We start from the raw sequence: 14,487 nt of genomic DNA, 5'->3' as shown, positions 1-14,487 counted from the left end.
CTCTTTGCTTTTCAGGGACATTCTCTCTTTGCTGCTTTTCAACAAGCAAGCTTCGGATTAGAACAGTTTGCCCAGTTTCCAGGTATTACCTGGTTACCAGCTATTTGCATTAGCAGTTTAACAGAGCCTCCCACATGGCAGCAGCTTGGTGCTACGACATCTATTTCTGAACCGCAGTCAGAAACACAGCTAGGAAAATCTATTTCTGAATGGCAGTCAGAAAGACAGCTAGCAAATCGTTCACCGCTAAAAAAAATCAAAAACTGGAAGAAGTGGATTTTTCTAGCTGCAATTACTACAGTTCTAGTAGTCGCATTGCCCACTATTCTTAATTCTCTTCATAACTATCCTGCATTTATAAGGGATACCAAGCTTTCTGCACCTATTGGTCGTCAGTGGCGCTATGGCGGTAGTAAGTCACTAATACCAATAGAAGGAAAGGTAAAAGATCCAATTAAACAAGCTTTTTCTGGTAAGTATGATTTACAAGAATACGAACCCACGGGAACTGTAAAAGGAAGAGGGATGTTGTCATCCGGTCAACTTAATTTTATTTTGGCTTCAGCACGAGATAATACATCTAAAGTGAAGTACATACCTATTGCAAAGGATGCAATTGCAGTCGCAGTTCAACCCAACCTACAATTGACAAGAGGTTTGACTGTGGAGGAACTTAAGGGTATTTACACAGGGAAAATTGAGAAGTGGAACCAGGTTGGTGGTCCCAATTTGCCGATTAAAGCCTTCTATCGATCTTTGGGTGAAAGCGGGACTAGCGAATACTTTATGGAAAAATTGGATATCACAACATTTTCTTCACAAGCCATCTCTCTAGATGCAGATCCCACGGACATGGCAAAAAAAGTTAGTCAGACTGAGGGAGCAATCTATTTCGGTACTGCCTCTGAAGTCCTTGGTCAATGTAAGGTTAAACCTATATCTATTGGTAATACCAAAAATGATTTGTTTTTACCTTATAAAGGAACGGCTGTAGTCGATCAAACTTGTCCAAATAAGCCACCAAAGGAAATAAACCTTGAGGCTATAAATAACGATCAATATCCTCTCATTCGTGATGTTTTTGTAGGCTTTCCAAACGATAACTCTGATGCTAGAAAAGCTGGGGAGGATTACGCTAATATGCTTTTAACAGACCAAGGACAAGATCTTATTAAGAGTGCTGGATTTGCTCCTCTACGTTCTTCACCTTAAAGAGACTTAAATAACATACGATTCTAACTAAAGTTTTTGTAGTAACGGAACAATTTTCATCGTTAAGGGAAAGTAATCCTCATACAGATACTGATAATAGGAAAGATCTAATAACCGCTCAACTATAGATCAAACCAAATCAAAGCTAAGTAAGCATTACAGACTTAGCGACGAAAATTGTTCATTTACTACAAAAACTCTATTTTCAGTCCTTAGAGTCAGTTGCATAGGGAGCATCTCAGTTTTTTGCAAAGAGGGCAAAAATCCATCAGGATAAGTCATCTTTTATGAAAGATATAATGCTTAATGGTGCGCAAAAAAAAGAGCTACATAATGCTTTAATGGATGCTTTTCCTGAAAATATACAGCTTGAGAAAATGTTACTGTTTGAAATGGATAAATATTTAGAAAGAATTGCAGGAAGCAGTAATTTATCAGACAGTGTCTATCAAGTAATAAAAGCAGCGCAAGCAGAGGGATGGCTTGAAGATTTAGCTTTTGCTGCACATGATTCTAATCCAGGAAACCAACTCTTGCTTTCTTTCTTAAGACAGTTTTGCCTTAAGAGTGAACGTAATATAGACTACACCAAACTCCGAAATTTTCTCAAAGCAGGACAGTGGGAAGAAGCCGATGAAGAAACCTATAGGGTGATGCTTCAAGCTGTAGGTCACACCAAGGACGATTACATCAGAAGTGAAGAACTTTTGAATTTTCCCTGCACAGACCTCCGTACAATAGACCACTTGTGGGTAAAATATAAATCAATATATACTGTAGTTACTTCTGTTGTAGAACTATCAGATGGTAGGGGCATAGCCGCTATTCAAGAAATTCTTCTTTTCAAGACTAGTACAACACGGCGTAAATACTGGAGTTTGGACTAATTTGGATTCAACCAGCAATTAAGAGAACAGCAAGACGAAGTTACCCAATTTCCTGGAAAAACTGAGTCAAGTTGAATCATGAGAAAACCAGCCGAAACTAAGCAGCAGTTGAGTCAGCTTTGTTAAGTGAATCTTCGGTTTGAGCCAAAACGTTGACCTAATGCCTCAAAGTATTATTTTTTCGTGCTTATGAGCGGAATCATCAACCTTAAGTATTTACCCAACAATGGGTCATAAGTTGGGATGTTTTAGAGAAGTAAAATCAAAGTTAACGATTTACTTCTCCGCCCAATTATCAGCGATCGCCACCTCAACCTCCACAGGCACACGATTCAAAAACTTCCGCCCAGCCTGAATCATCACCCTTTTTAAAATTTCCGAAGCTTGCAGTGCATTAGATTCAGGGCATTCTAGAATTATTTCGTCATGAACCACTGCGATAATGACAGCGGCTGTACCCTCCAATTCAAAAAGTAATTGGGCTAAAGCAAGTTTGGTGATATCCGCTGAAGTCCCCTGTACGGGAAGGTTCAACATTTCATTCAAAGAGGGGTTTTTATCAGGCAACCACTGACGACGACGCTTAGCGAGTGTACGGGTTTCCCACGTTTTATTGCTATAGAGCGCATTATTTACCCTTTGATGCCATTGAGCAAGTCCACGATAACTTTCAAAAAACTTCAGCCGGAATATTTTAGCGTCTCTTAATGTCATTTCTACTCCATATTCAACGCTGGCATAATTCTGCAAACGCGGGGGAAACATGCCGTAGATCAAACCGAAATTAATGGGTTTAGCCATTTGACGATCGCTCTTCACAACCTCGTCCAACGGCTTACCCAAAACCAAAGATGCTGTTAAACGGTGCAAATCCTGACCGGTCTGATAAGCGTTGATCATGGTCCAGTCGCCGCTAATCTCAGCCGCAATTCGCAACTCGATCTGACTGTAGTCCGCGATGATCAGTTTGTTTCCAGGCGCAGCCGTAAAACACCTACGAATCTCAAATTTACGAGGTACTTGTTGGAGATTGGGATGTGAGAATGAGAACCGGCCAGAGACCGCGCCAAGTTGCCAAATACTGGAATGAATTCGCTGTGTATGAGGAGATACGTGAGTAGGCAGAGCATTCCCGAAGGCACTAAGGGATTTCGAGGATTTTCTGTACTTCTGTAAAGCCGCCAAAACTGGATATTTTGAAGCCAGAGGTGCGATGTGGTTCTTGTTTGTGGATTGGATGGGTACTCCTTGAGCTTGGATAGCTTTTAAGAGTTGTTGGTGAGAGTTTAGATTTATTCGATTTGCACCTTCAACTATTGTCATTTGAGGATTGTCGGAAACTAGCAATGTCTGTAATTCTTCAGCGGCTTTCTGTCGAGCGATCGCCATCTCCCTGACTTGAATTTCCCACTTACTCAGATCCAGAAACATCCCCTGATATTCCATTTGAGCTACTGCGGGTATAGCTCCAAACTCGATGACGGCTGTTTGCACAAGGTCAGCTTGTTTTAATTTGAGTCTTAATACATTCCTCAAATCCAAGAGAATGCGAGCATCCAAAGCTGCATAACTCAGCTGTTCTTCGGTTAACTCCTTTACGCTCCAATCCGATTGCTGGCTTTCTTTTTCTAGTTCCACACCAAGGTACTTATGAGCGATCACCTTAAGTGATGCTTTTTCTTTAAGTCCGGCTGTCAATAGTTGATGAGCAATTTGGGTGTCAAAGAGTTGACCTTTGATTTTCAGCCCAACCTTGGTAAAAAACTTCAAGTCAAATTTGGCATTGTGGAAAACCTTTATCGCAGTGGAGTCAAAAAACTTCGTCAGCAAAGCCCACATCTTACGTCTTAAAGGTATTTTGAATACATCTACAAGGACGACTGGGAAATCGGTTGCAGCGAGCTGAATCAGCCGAAGTTGATCACAATGTGGATCTAAACCAGTCGTTTCGGTATCTATCCCCAGGACAGGAGCTGTACTTAATTCCTCGACTGCTTCTTCAAGACCTGTAAAATTATCAATTAATTTATAGCTTTTCTGTGGGGTTAGCTTCCTGGGCTCGGAAAACGGAGTGAGGGAAACTGGTTTATCAGGTTCAAAAAGTGGTAGATTAGCCAAACACTCTGGATAACTAGAGTTTTGGGCAATAAGATGCCTGAGCGCGGTCATTATTCATTACCTCGCGGAGATTATTTTATACTGAAAAACGATTTACGTACTAAAGCAGGTGGACTATACCCAGAAGCGACACCAGTCTCGCCACTGGGGAAACTGAGCTTCAAATTGGCTAAAGGCTGCTTCGTCTAAATCTTGAAGCGTCAGCATGACTGCCCAACGTTGCTGGTGGGGTAAGAGCCTGATGGCATCTTTGATTCTTTCAACGCTGTTCGTGAGAAATTGTAGTGAGTCGGCGGCGATCGCCCTCACCTTTACCCACCACTCTGCTTCCTTGAGAGGGGAAACAGGTTCTAAAGGTGTGTCCAGATCATCGAGATTTGTATCTATATTTAAGGGGGGTGTGGACACCGCTTGATCAGCTGAATTAAGATCCATAACTTCAGCTTGCTCGTGCGTCATCTCCCGCTGTCGCTCCCGTTCCTCGCGGCGTTTTTGTCGCCACTCCAAAACTTGCTGAGCAAATACTAAGTCTTCTTCTTTCAAAGAGTAGACCCGGACTCGGGTTTCCCTTCTACCCAAACGCTGGGAAATGGTGGATAGTCCCAATTGACCGAGGAATTGGCTGAATATCCACATTGGGGATTTGCTAGAAGGTACAGTCAAATTCAACACTGCTTTAATATGGCCTGTAGCAAACCTGGCTTTTTCAGCTACTGCTGCCAGCCTGGGGTCATCAGCTGCAATTTCTCCCCCAGCCATTAGGTGTTCAACAAGCTCGTTTATCCCCAGGCGTTGGCGCATCAGCCACTCGGTGGAACGGTGGCTCCAGTCCATTGAAATTTTGTGTCGCTCGCGATCGCTGCGATCATACTCACTCACAATTTTTGGTGGTAACGGGTACTCCCTCCCCTGCTCGTCTAAAATGATTTCTTCTTCAGGTTTGGTGACTACAGCTTCTAGGGCTATGATCTGTTTTAATAGCCTTCCTTCATTGTGCTTTTCTACGAGTTCAGGGGTGACTGGCATCCCGTAAGCTTCCCTGATCTGGAACTTAATGCACTCAGCTGCTTCTTCAGGTTTCAGGTAGTCTAACTGCTGTCGCCATTCCCATATTTGGCGATCAATGTCCTTGGCGTTGGCAATTTTAGTGCGATCTTCGTACTTAATTTCCTTCTTCGCTTCCTTCATCCAGGATTTAGCATCACCGTCATGATCTTGATCCACAGGGATGATTTTGTTGCCCATTTCTTCTAGGAGCAACTTCAGGTCAGTTCTTAAATTATTGACGGACCAGTTGTGCTGCGCTTTCAGTTGGCAGTAGGTATCCAGCATCCATTCGTCCTCTACCCCTCGGATGCCTGTTTTTGGGTCTAGTCGGATCAAGAATGATGTCATTTGATTCTTGTTTAATATCCCTTCCTTGATCCGGCGGGGGTTTGATTCCTGATAACCAAAACATGGTCTTGGCCGTACCCACACATGCATAGGAACATTTGGACGATAGCGCCATAACTGCTGGGCAGCATCAGTAGCCGCCAATGCATCACCATCAAAAACCCCGTATATCACATCAAAATGAGGGGTAGATATGTCAATACCTGTGCCTAAACAAGGTGACACGTTTAGCACCTGCGTTGTTTTTACGGCATTATTGATATCCTTGATGAATTCAATATTTTCAGGGGCTCCGCTATTTTCTCCATGAATAGTCCACAACGTCAGGGGTGGTGGATCTACTCCTTTGTTCTCCTTGCCCCATTTTTCCGATTGCTTCATGAGCGATCGCTCTAATGCTTTTGAGAAACGCTTAGTGCTAGAAACTACCAGTACTTTCTTACCCGCCATAATGTCTGAGTGAATACTGGCGACAATAGCACTGTTGTCCTTCCCTTCATACCAATACACATCCCGTCCGCCAGAGCGGTAATTATTCTTAATAATGTAAGGCACTGACTTAACTGGGACTTCCTCGGGTAATGGTGATTCTATTCCCAGCGTTGCTTGGTAGGCATTTCTCCGCTCTCTTCGTTGCCTTTCCTTTTTCGTCAGCTTAACTTCGGGAACTAAGATCACTTGCTCAGGACGCATAGCCTGGAAGAATTCGATGGTCACATCATCAAGGTGGGCATCTGCCAGTACAACGAGCTTTGCTTGGTAGATGATGAATTTCAAAACATCTAAAATTTCCCGACGAAACTTCTGGCAAGTAGAAGAAGTGAGCAGATGATTTAAAAACTGGGTTGCCTCATCTATCAGTACACAGTCATATCCTTCTAGCTGCCCCGCAAGTTTGTACAGGGAATCAATCGTGATAGATAAGGATCTACACTCCCCCATCTTCCCAGCAGCTATATCGGAATACATCTGGGTACTTAAACGGGATGCGAGGTTTTTCAACAGGTTTACCCGATGACCTATGTTGATAAATCTCTCTTCTGGTCGCTCCTGCCTGCGCCTAACCAAGGTTTCCGTCTTCCCAGTACCCATGTCTGACAGAATACCGACCAAGCCAGTTTCGGGGAGTAAGACATGCTCTGCCAAGTACCTTACATTCACCTCTATATCAGGCTTGTATTTAACCACGCCTCGTCTGCGGTGATAGTGAGATTTTGTCTGGTATTCTTCAAGGGTGACGGCATCATCTATTAATGCTGTCAAATTAGCTGCTGCTTTATTCCCTAGTGCCGCTGCCCAATCATCAACCCCTTTTTCTGGACCAGGGAGGATAGCCACTTTACAGTTACTACCCGCTTGCTGAATTGCCGCTCCGGTACGGCGAATTGCTTGGGAAACATTCTCTTTGGTTTTGGGCTTGGTTTCGTGGTCGAAAAGAATTGTAAATGTTCGCCCTGCCTGGGCTAGCGGGATAAGGTCAGGGTGAAGATGCTCGAATTCTTCTTTCCCCACTCTGCCGTTCCATATTCCGGGGAGGGCGATCGCCACAAATTCAAAGCTAAGTAAACAACCCGCCTTTTTTTCTCCTTCTGTAAGAATTACGGGAATTTTTGGGTGCTGTTGTACCCATTGCCAGAAACCAATCGCCTCCCCATTCTCTGTGACTTGCACATGTTCGGGCATGGGGATGTTATAACGTGATGCGACCATCTCCCAGATATGTAATGGAACCCTGAAATATGTAACTCGGTTAGGAGTTTTTGGGGGGGATTCGTATTTAACAAGCTTCTCTAAATATGTTAGGGATACCTCATCCCAATTTTGGCGTGGCTGATCTGGCTTAAATCGTCCCCAGTCCTGTTCTTCAAGGAAACCTTTTTGTGGATCTAGTCCACTTACCCACCATCCACCTAACTCAACATGGGCATAAGCTTTTAAAAAACCGTCCCGCAATCGCCCGTCATTGCGGCGGGAGGAAACTGGTAAGCCAAACAGTAATCTTTCTAAAGCAGCGTTGCCGCTCAAACTCTTGACGTTAAGTTCAGTTAGTTTCCGGTCTACTAAACTCGTGTGCCACTCACAGAGATGATGAGCTTCTAACATGGCACACCACCCGACAATAAGATTTGTAACAAACAGAAAATTTTAATCTGCATAGCAAACACATCAGAGAAATTTATGCTGAAAATCTTTTCAAGCCAGCACGATGTGTTATACTCAAGTTGTTGCACTAGCAAAAAGTCTGTCAAAACAGTCTTCTGTTTTAACGAGACTCAAGCCGCAACGACCTGAGTATAACAATAACAATGCGTATAACCCCGCGTTAACAATGCACTGCATTGCAACGTGTTTCACTAACGACTTGAGGGTATAACTACCTCCTTGTTGGGGACTAACAAACAGCTTGTTGGTATAGCTACCTCATTTAATTCAAATGTCTAATGCCTCCTTGAGGTATTAACGTTGTTCCAAGATCCCTGATCACTAGAAATGACAAGTGTGAAATCGAAAACTTAGCTGGGTCGCCAAACTTCACTGAGTTCTTTGAATCACCCTTGGGGTAAAAGCCCAACAAAAAAGTTCTGATGGTCAATCCATGCAGAGCTGTTTTTGTTTTGGCTACCAATTTGAATTGTATCATTAGAGCTTAGATTTTAGTAAAAAAAGTTTTCTTGGCTGGCAAAGAAATTATTCGCTTTTGATCGAGACAACATTGCTATAGTAGCTCAAATTTTTAATGTGTGCCACACACAGCCCATTCGTTTAAAATGGCAATTTAAGCCCGAAGCTTTTGTCCTTGGTGGCGACCTAACCAATCCAAAGCCGCTTGTAATATGGGTTGCCCGGAGGTTTGGGCGAAAGCGATCGCACTACTAAAAGAAGTACAAGCCCCTTCCCTACTCTCCACCGCACCGTTTGTATAGGCATAATCGCTACACATATCAGCTAGTAATTTGCTGATTTGCTCAGGCGGGATTGCTCCGGGTCGCTCGTAACCATACCTTTTGCATTGGGCTAATATCCAGTCAGGCTGATGCTTAGTGATGGATCTGATTTGGCGAACTATATTGTTGTTAGCTGGATATAAATCCTGTACAGGAGCAACATTGTTATCTGCTGCTTTGCTAAGCGATCGCAACCTCTCAACTACTTGTTCGTACTTGTCAGGCGTAATATCTTCACACTTTTCAAACCCAAGCTCTTTATAGGCGGATTTGATTTGGTCATCAGATAATTTTAATTCACTCTTCCCTATCGCCCACAATCTATTTCGCTGGCGCTGCGAGATTTTTAATGTGGGGTTCGTTCCTGCTAAGGCATGGAGAAAGCTACCCTCATTTTCTGGCGCTTTTCTTTGTGGTTGCCGTACACCAGTATAAATTTTATACTGCTCACATAGTTTCCTCACCTCCCCTTGCATATTCTCGTCTAATTCGCTCAGGCGATCGCTGAGATAATGGATGACGAATTTTTGATCATCTAGATAGCGTCCCACTCCCCAGATTTCAGCTGCATTTTTTAGTCCCTCAGCTGCAAGCCTATCTGCTGGGCTTCCACGAGTCATCTCTTTCCCTTTTCCGCTAACGAGGCTGATGGGGACTGAAGCGATAGCCTCTTTACGCACCCCTAAAATGGTTATGCCACAACGACAAACCGCTTCATTTTCGAGATATTGGATTTCGCTATGGTCGTTAGACCAGTCGGGACAAACTGCGTCTAACCTTTCGCGTATCGTTTGCCACCTCAGATAGACCCATCTCCCTGCATTCCCCGGCAGGTCTCGGATCTCGTGTTGTTCGGGGGGAAATACTTTTTTCAGTTCTACTTGGATGCGGGTAAGTTCTTCCCTGATCTCGGTGGTTAACATTGTTCTTCGGGTGAGCGGGCAATACTCAGGCGATCGCCCTTGACCTACTGCAATTTATGGAGCAACTTGCCTAGTGTTCTATAAGCGGTGTCGATATAGCTTTCTGCTGCACTCTTTGTCGCTTGAGGACATTTAGTGCATTTAAAACCCAGATCTGATTCCATAGTTTTGTGAGGTGTGAAATCCTCGCAAGAACTGCACCAACGTAATGTTGTTTGGTAAGGATTATCGTTGCCTTCTAAAATCCAACTCATCCCATGTTCTTGTAGGTATTGTTCAACGATCGCTTGTTCTTCTTCGTATGAGAGAGATTCTTCCACACCTTTTTGTTCTAGGGTGCGCTTTTCATTCGCTTCATTTTCGCGGTATATTTTCAACTCCAGTTCATCCGCTAAATCGCTAAAGTAGTCTGCCTGATCAGGATTCTCTCTGGCTAGTAAGTTAAGTTTGGCGATCGCGATTGATTTAAGATTTTCTGGATTTTTGTCCGTTAGATACTCTAAGTGGGCTTTCCAAGAAAATCCTCCGTCCCCGTTAGGTCTAGAAAAAGCCATAAATAAAACTCCTTTTAGATACTCACTTTCACTTTAAAATTTGGATTCCAGAATCAACTTGTCTTATTTGGGGAGAGCGGTTCTTGTCGCATAATTCTTACTTCGATAATGACTTTTGGAAATCTGTTCAAATTGATTGAAGGGAGATGAATGACATCCGTAATAGTTGTGACTGCGTATACTCTTTTATTTTCGTAGGTATCCAAAGTGATCTGAATATTTTCCCCGATGCGGGGTATTGCTAACAAAAATACTGAGATTGTAATTGCATTTTCTTCCGTGAGATTCTCTGGATATATTTTGAGAGTAGCCGGAATAGAAAGCATAAGCTATGGCTCCTTGAGTTAATTCAAAAAATGAATCACTAATACAAACGAGACAACCAGAATCGCCCAACCTGGAAATAGCAAGATTAGTCCCATAACGCGGCACCACCAATTGAGCGATCGCTGTGCAATATTAGGGAAATCTTTTTGGTAACGGACTTTTCGCTTACCGCCAGAAACTAACCAATGAAAAATAAAGTCGTGTGCAAAGGGAGATAATACGATCACATCCCTGTTCCAGAATTCCCGTCCCTGTCTGCGGTAAGCGTTGATGTGCATATGATGAATTGCGTATGGATGATACTTTCCTCTAATCGATCCAACCCGCACCCACGGGAATAATTGACAGCGATTATGTGTTCTTTGTAGCCAGTCTTTGTGACGCGATCGCCATAGACTTGATTTGAGATAATCTTGATACGATAGTTCAGGCTGTTTCATCATGTTCCCCTGAAATCTCCTTTGGCTAAATCTCTGTCAACCAAGCTTCAAAGTCTTCCCCAGTTAAATTGATATCGATTTCCGGATCATCTTCGAGACCCGAAAAATCCACTTCCTGGTCTATTTCACTGGATAATGCAGGAAAGTCCTCAAATAAATCCATCAGATTATTTTCTTTGATGAATTCTTGGGTAACCTTGCTGGATTCCACACAACCAAAGTTTTGAGAATCATTATCCCAGGCTTCATTGATTTTCTCATCAAGCTGTTCACGCAAATTTTGGTAGTACTCAGCTTGCTCAGGATTTTCTTCTGCTAATATTTGAAATCGTGCTTGCGCAATTTCTTCCAGCTGAGTTGGGTGTTCTTTGACAAGAAAATTATATTGCAACCCCCAACTAAATCCATTAGTTCCGTCTTCTTTAAGATAAACCATCTCTCTTCTTCCCTGATTGAAATAAGTAGGTGGAAATTTCCAAAACTTTTAAGGTATTGATAGTTACGAACTGCGAGATCTACGCTTTTTCACTAAACTATCTATCTTGTTTAAACCACTGTCGCAGGTTATCGCGTGCTTGCTCCAACGCCACTGACTCGCAATCGGCTGTACCGCTTTTTAAATAGTCAGGCATTCTCTGCGCATTTATATAGAAGATGAATTTTGATATGCCTGTTTCGGTGATATCTACATAATACTCGAAAACCTTACATCTGATTTTTTTTGTTTTGGATTGTATATTTCGAGTAAACTGATTTTGAAATTGCCCTGCAATTCCAGTCAACATAAACTGTGGATCTCCAAGACTATTGTACATGAATTTTTCCTTCATTCTGCGACTACGAAATTAAACTAGTCAGGCGTCAACTATCGACAATTCTGTCATGGACGATGCCTATTCTTCCTGCCTAAACCACGTTTTCAAATTGTCCCGCGCTAGTTTGACCGCTCCCCACTCTGTATTTGCTGTTCCTGTTTTAAGAGATTCAGGTATTCTTTTGGCTTGGATGACGAAGTTGTATGTCCAGTTGTTTTCTTCTACTACTTCCACATCATATTCATAAATCTCCCAGACGACTTTTCGCTGGACGGGAAGTTTACTGATACCGAATTCAGCTAATAGTCTGTTCTCTGTGTTATCCTTACCGAACTCTTCCAAAATTTCCTCAAACAAGGTTTGTAGATCAGATATGAACTCATACATAAATCCTTCCTATTGAATGAGAAAACGATTAACTTGAACGCGGTGCAGTGATTAACTTAAATTCATTCTTTTCTTCGCCTATCCATTCAGCAAGCTTCTCAGCAACCAACCCATCAACGAAAGCTCTCACTTTATCAGCCGATAGATGACCGTCATTGAACCACTTGCGGGAAATGTCTCTCACTGTTGCTTGGGTGATACCTTTCTCCAACAGCCACATAAAAAAGCCGTTGACTGTCTCAGGGAATTTCTCGTTTTCTCCTCCCTTGCTGTCTTCTGTCTCTTCTACGTCCGGTGGCAAGTAGGTCACATCATCTGGTCTAAAACCTTTCTGGTAGTAGGCTAGTTGATTGAGCATATCCATCTCAATCATGGTTTGATGCACTTCGGTTCCACTTCTTAAGGTGGTGTCCTCGATCAAGAATTCACTTTGACGAATCTTGAAGCATCTCTTCTCGATGATTTCAAATTCATCGGCAAGCGTTTGACCAAAATACCAAGCCAAATTACCGCCAAAGAACAATAGCACTAGACCAGTAATTTTTCTCTGGGACTGCCCTTGAACAATTTTAAAAACCGTTCCTTGAGATGGCATTTGCTCTTCTATTCGGTATATAGATATCTGCTCTTGCGGTTGACCAAACAAGTTCTTGGTGCTTTCTTTTGCAAACTTCCACGATTTGTAGGTATCGGGAATTGCGAGGAACAATCCCCCGATACAGAGAGCGGCACCGACGATGCAAGCAGATTGTCGTATTTGCCGCGTAACCAATACTCTACTCCGGCTCATGTGGCAAAATACCCCCTAAACCATTTCACACCGCGAATACATAGAAATATGCCTCCCGCAACAGTCAGAACTGTGTGAACAATAGGCATGGGGAAGAACAAGAAGATTTCTCTGAACCCCAGCAGAACTCCTAGAGTGAGGGCTGTCATACGGAAGAGTGACGCTCTGGGAGTGTCGCTGAATTGTAGGGAGAGGTAGGCGATCGCCACCGCATACCCAAACCCCAGGACAACCTCGAAGGAGCGACTATGCAGCGCAGCAAACGAACATCCTAAACCGACTGCGAATAGAACAATAAACTCTCCCAGGTTAGCTACATGCTGATATCGGTCTGCCTTAGGAGTTGGGGCATTTTCATCATTAACGTCTTCAATACTGCGCAACGTCATGCTTGTCTCCTTCAAGGAAAATCGTGGGGTGCGGCATTATTTCAAACTGAACCGTTGCTACAGATAATGCCGTCCCTTGGGAACTGAAGCTTATTCCACAATAAAGTTGTACCTTGAACCATCTTCGTTCAGCCATGCATGAGCACCGTATCCCTGCTCTTTTGCCGTGGACGTGACAGTGTTTAAGGCATTCGTACTGCACTCTCCACCAAATTTACCTCCCTGTGGCATATTGTTCAGGGCTTCTGAAAGTTGTGCTTTTGCTTCTTCGGTAGATGCGTTGATATTTATTTGGTAACCCATCAGACTATCCTCAAAATTATTTTTTGGCAGAGACAGGAAGTATTGTCCTCCTGTTCAAAATAAAGAACAGGAGTTGGGGAGACTATGCTGCCGAGCCCGCCAGATGACCTGTTGCAAGCTCATGCTTGTATTGAGCCATCTCTTGTTTATGCTGTTGCAGCAGTTGTTGGCGTTGCACTCTCAAGTTGCCAACCTCAGCAGCGGTAGAACCGCTCAGTTTTGCGCTCTGATTCACAGCATTTAAGATCGCTGCTTTACGAGCATCGAAAGCCTGCTCCAAGGAACTGTTAGAAGCATCAATAATTTGCTGTGTCGCTTTAACTTTCTTTTCAAGTCTTGCAGCACTGCGCAAATACTTGACATAAGCTAGGTACGCTTTGGCTTGTTGTTGATCAATGTACCCTTTGGCTTTCGCCATAGCTACGCACAAATCTGCCTTGAATTCAGCTTCTTTCATAGCGTAAGCAAGATACTTCATGACCGCGTTTTTAACTTCAGCCATTTCTAGAATCTTTTTATCAAGTTCTGCTGCTTGTTTATTAGCGGCGATCACTTGTTCTTTGGTCCAAGAAAGCGGCTGATTTAAATCTATTCCTCCCAAAGCTTCGCCAATTTCACCAAACCACCCTTGCATTTCTCCAGGTACGATATCGGCTAAAGTGCTGGTAAAGCTGGAGGTATTGACCTTAAATGAATTACCTCCCTTAGAAGATGAACCCTTTGTGGTGGTTGCTTTCCCCCCAGGCTCTCTAGTAGCAAGAGCACTACCTGATCCTGTAGACCTGTCTGATTTGAATTTCATTCTGATAACTCCCCTTTTCTGAGTTTATAAGTTGAACCAAACAATAGGAAACAATGAAAAAAGAAAAGAAGATCGCGGCAAAGAAAAAATATGGATTTGCTTTCTCTTCTTGAATTCTTTCCGTTTTCAGAATGGTGGCGGACGAGCCATTCTTAAAGTGATAGTCCGCCGATTCTGTCCTGATTTCATTTCTTGAAAGC

16 protein-coding genes are annotated in these 14,487 nt (G+C 43.1%); 2 read left to right on the top strand and 14 right to left on the bottom strand.

Translation table 11 applies throughout. The features are described from left to right. Nucleotides 1–1,212: PstS family phosphate ABC transporter substrate-binding protein (locus tag G4P69_RS32075; RefSeq protein WP_208353831.1), on the top strand; the 1,212-nt coding region annotated here is incomplete at its 5' end. Between the two features lie 287 nt (nt 1,213–1,499). Beyond that, on the top strand, nt 1,500–2,099 hold the full coding sequence (locus G4P69_RS32070; RefSeq protein WP_208353828.1) for a GUN4 domain-containing protein: 600 nt from the start codon (nt 1,500–1,502) through the stop codon (nt 2,097–2,099). A gap of 276 nt (nt 2,100–2,375) precedes the next feature. Here G4P69_RS32070 and G4P69_RS32065 read toward each other — a convergent pair whose 3' ends face one another. The 14 genes from G4P69_RS32065 to G4P69_RS32000 form a co-directional block, all read right to left on the bottom strand. Next, nucleotides 2,376–4,268 carry a bifunctional 3'-5' exonuclease/DNA polymerase gene (locus G4P69_RS32065; RefSeq protein WP_208344527.1) on the bottom strand — a complete coding sequence of 631 codons (1,893 nt, stop codon included), beginning with the start codon at nt 4,266–4,268 and terminating at the stop codon, nt 2,376–2,378. Between the two features lie 63 nt (nt 4,269–4,331). Further along, on the bottom strand, nt 4,332–7,715 hold the full coding sequence (locus G4P69_RS32060; protein WP_208344526.1) for a plasmid replication protein, CyRepA1 family: 3,384 nt from the start codon (nt 7,713–7,715) through the stop codon (nt 4,332–4,334). Between the two features lie 673 nt (nt 7,716–8,388). Then, on the bottom strand, nt 8,389–9,480 hold the full coding sequence (locus tag G4P69_RS32055) for a Rad52/Rad22 family DNA repair protein (RefSeq protein WP_208344525.1): 1,092 nt from the start codon (nt 9,478–9,480) through the stop codon (nt 8,389–8,391). Nucleotides 9,481–9,524: 44 nt separating this feature from the next. Beyond that, a complete protein-coding gene (locus tag G4P69_RS32050; RefSeq protein WP_208344524.1) occupies nt 9,525–10,034 on the bottom strand; it encodes a hypothetical protein in 510 nt (169 codons plus the stop codon). Nucleotides 10,035–10,087: 53 nt separating this feature from the next. Continuing rightward, nucleotides 10,088–10,360, bottom strand: coding sequence for a hypothetical protein (locus G4P69_RS32045; protein ID WP_208344523.1), 273 nt, complete (start codon nt 10,358–10,360; stop codon nt 10,088–10,090). Between the two features lie 18 nt (nt 10,361–10,378). Then, nucleotides 10,379–10,804, bottom strand: a complete 426-nt coding sequence (locus tag G4P69_RS32040; protein WP_208344522.1) for a general secretion pathway protein GspF — start codon at nt 10,802–10,804, stop codon at nt 10,379–10,381. Nucleotides 10,805–10,826: 22 nt separating this feature from the next. Continuing rightward, nucleotides 10,827–11,237 (bottom strand): hypothetical protein, encoded by a 411-nt coding sequence (locus G4P69_RS32035; RefSeq protein ID WP_208344521.1) that lies wholly within the window; start codon nt 11,235–11,237, stop codon nt 10,827–10,829. Between the two features lie 97 nt (nt 11,238–11,334). Beyond that, nucleotides 11,335–11,616 carry a hypothetical protein gene (locus G4P69_RS32030; RefSeq protein WP_208344520.1) on the bottom strand — a complete coding sequence of 94 codons (282 nt, stop codon included), beginning with the start codon at nt 11,614–11,616 and terminating at the stop codon, nt 11,335–11,337. Nucleotides 11,617–11,694: 78 nt separating this feature from the next. After that, entirely contained in the window at nt 11,695–12,003 is a 309-nt protein-coding gene (locus tag G4P69_RS32025; protein WP_208344519.1) for a hypothetical protein, read from the bottom strand. 28 nt (nt 12,004–12,031) lie between these two features. Next, nucleotides 12,032–12,793, bottom strand: a complete 762-nt coding sequence (locus G4P69_RS32020; RefSeq protein WP_208344518.1) for a hypothetical protein — start codon at nt 12,791–12,793, stop codon at nt 12,032–12,034. Further along, nucleotides 12,790–13,182, bottom strand: a complete 393-nt coding sequence (locus tag G4P69_RS32015; RefSeq protein ID WP_208344517.1) for a hypothetical protein — start codon at nt 13,180–13,182, stop codon at nt 12,790–12,792. Before G4P69_RS32015 ends, G4P69_RS32020 begins: the two co-directional genes overlap by 4 nt. 90 nt (nt 13,183–13,272) lie before the next feature. Beyond that, nucleotides 13,273–13,485, bottom strand: a complete 213-nt coding sequence (locus tag G4P69_RS32010) for a hypothetical protein (RefSeq protein ID WP_208344516.1) — start codon at nt 13,483–13,485, stop codon at nt 13,273–13,275. Between the two features lie 82 nt (nt 13,486–13,567). After that, the gene (locus tag G4P69_RS32005; protein ID WP_208353825.1) at nt 13,568–14,287 is read right to left on the bottom strand and encodes a hypothetical protein; all 720 of its coding nucleotides are present in this window, start codon (nt 14,285–14,287) and stop codon (nt 13,568–13,570) included. Further along, nucleotides 14,250–14,487, bottom strand: a 238-nt coding sequence (locus tag G4P69_RS32000) for a hypothetical protein (protein WP_208353822.1), incomplete at its 5' end; no start/stop codon positions are given. The genes G4P69_RS32000 and G4P69_RS32005, both read right to left, overlap by 38 nt.

The sequence above is a fragment of the Aetokthonos hydrillicola CCALA 1050 genome, assembly GCF_017591665.1.
In the GTDB taxonomy this organism is placed as follows: Bacteria; Cyanobacteriota; Cyanobacteriia; order Cyanobacteriales; family Nostocaceae; genus Aetokthonos; species Aetokthonos hydrillicola.
This window is presented reverse-complemented; position numbering and strand designations above follow the sequence as displayed.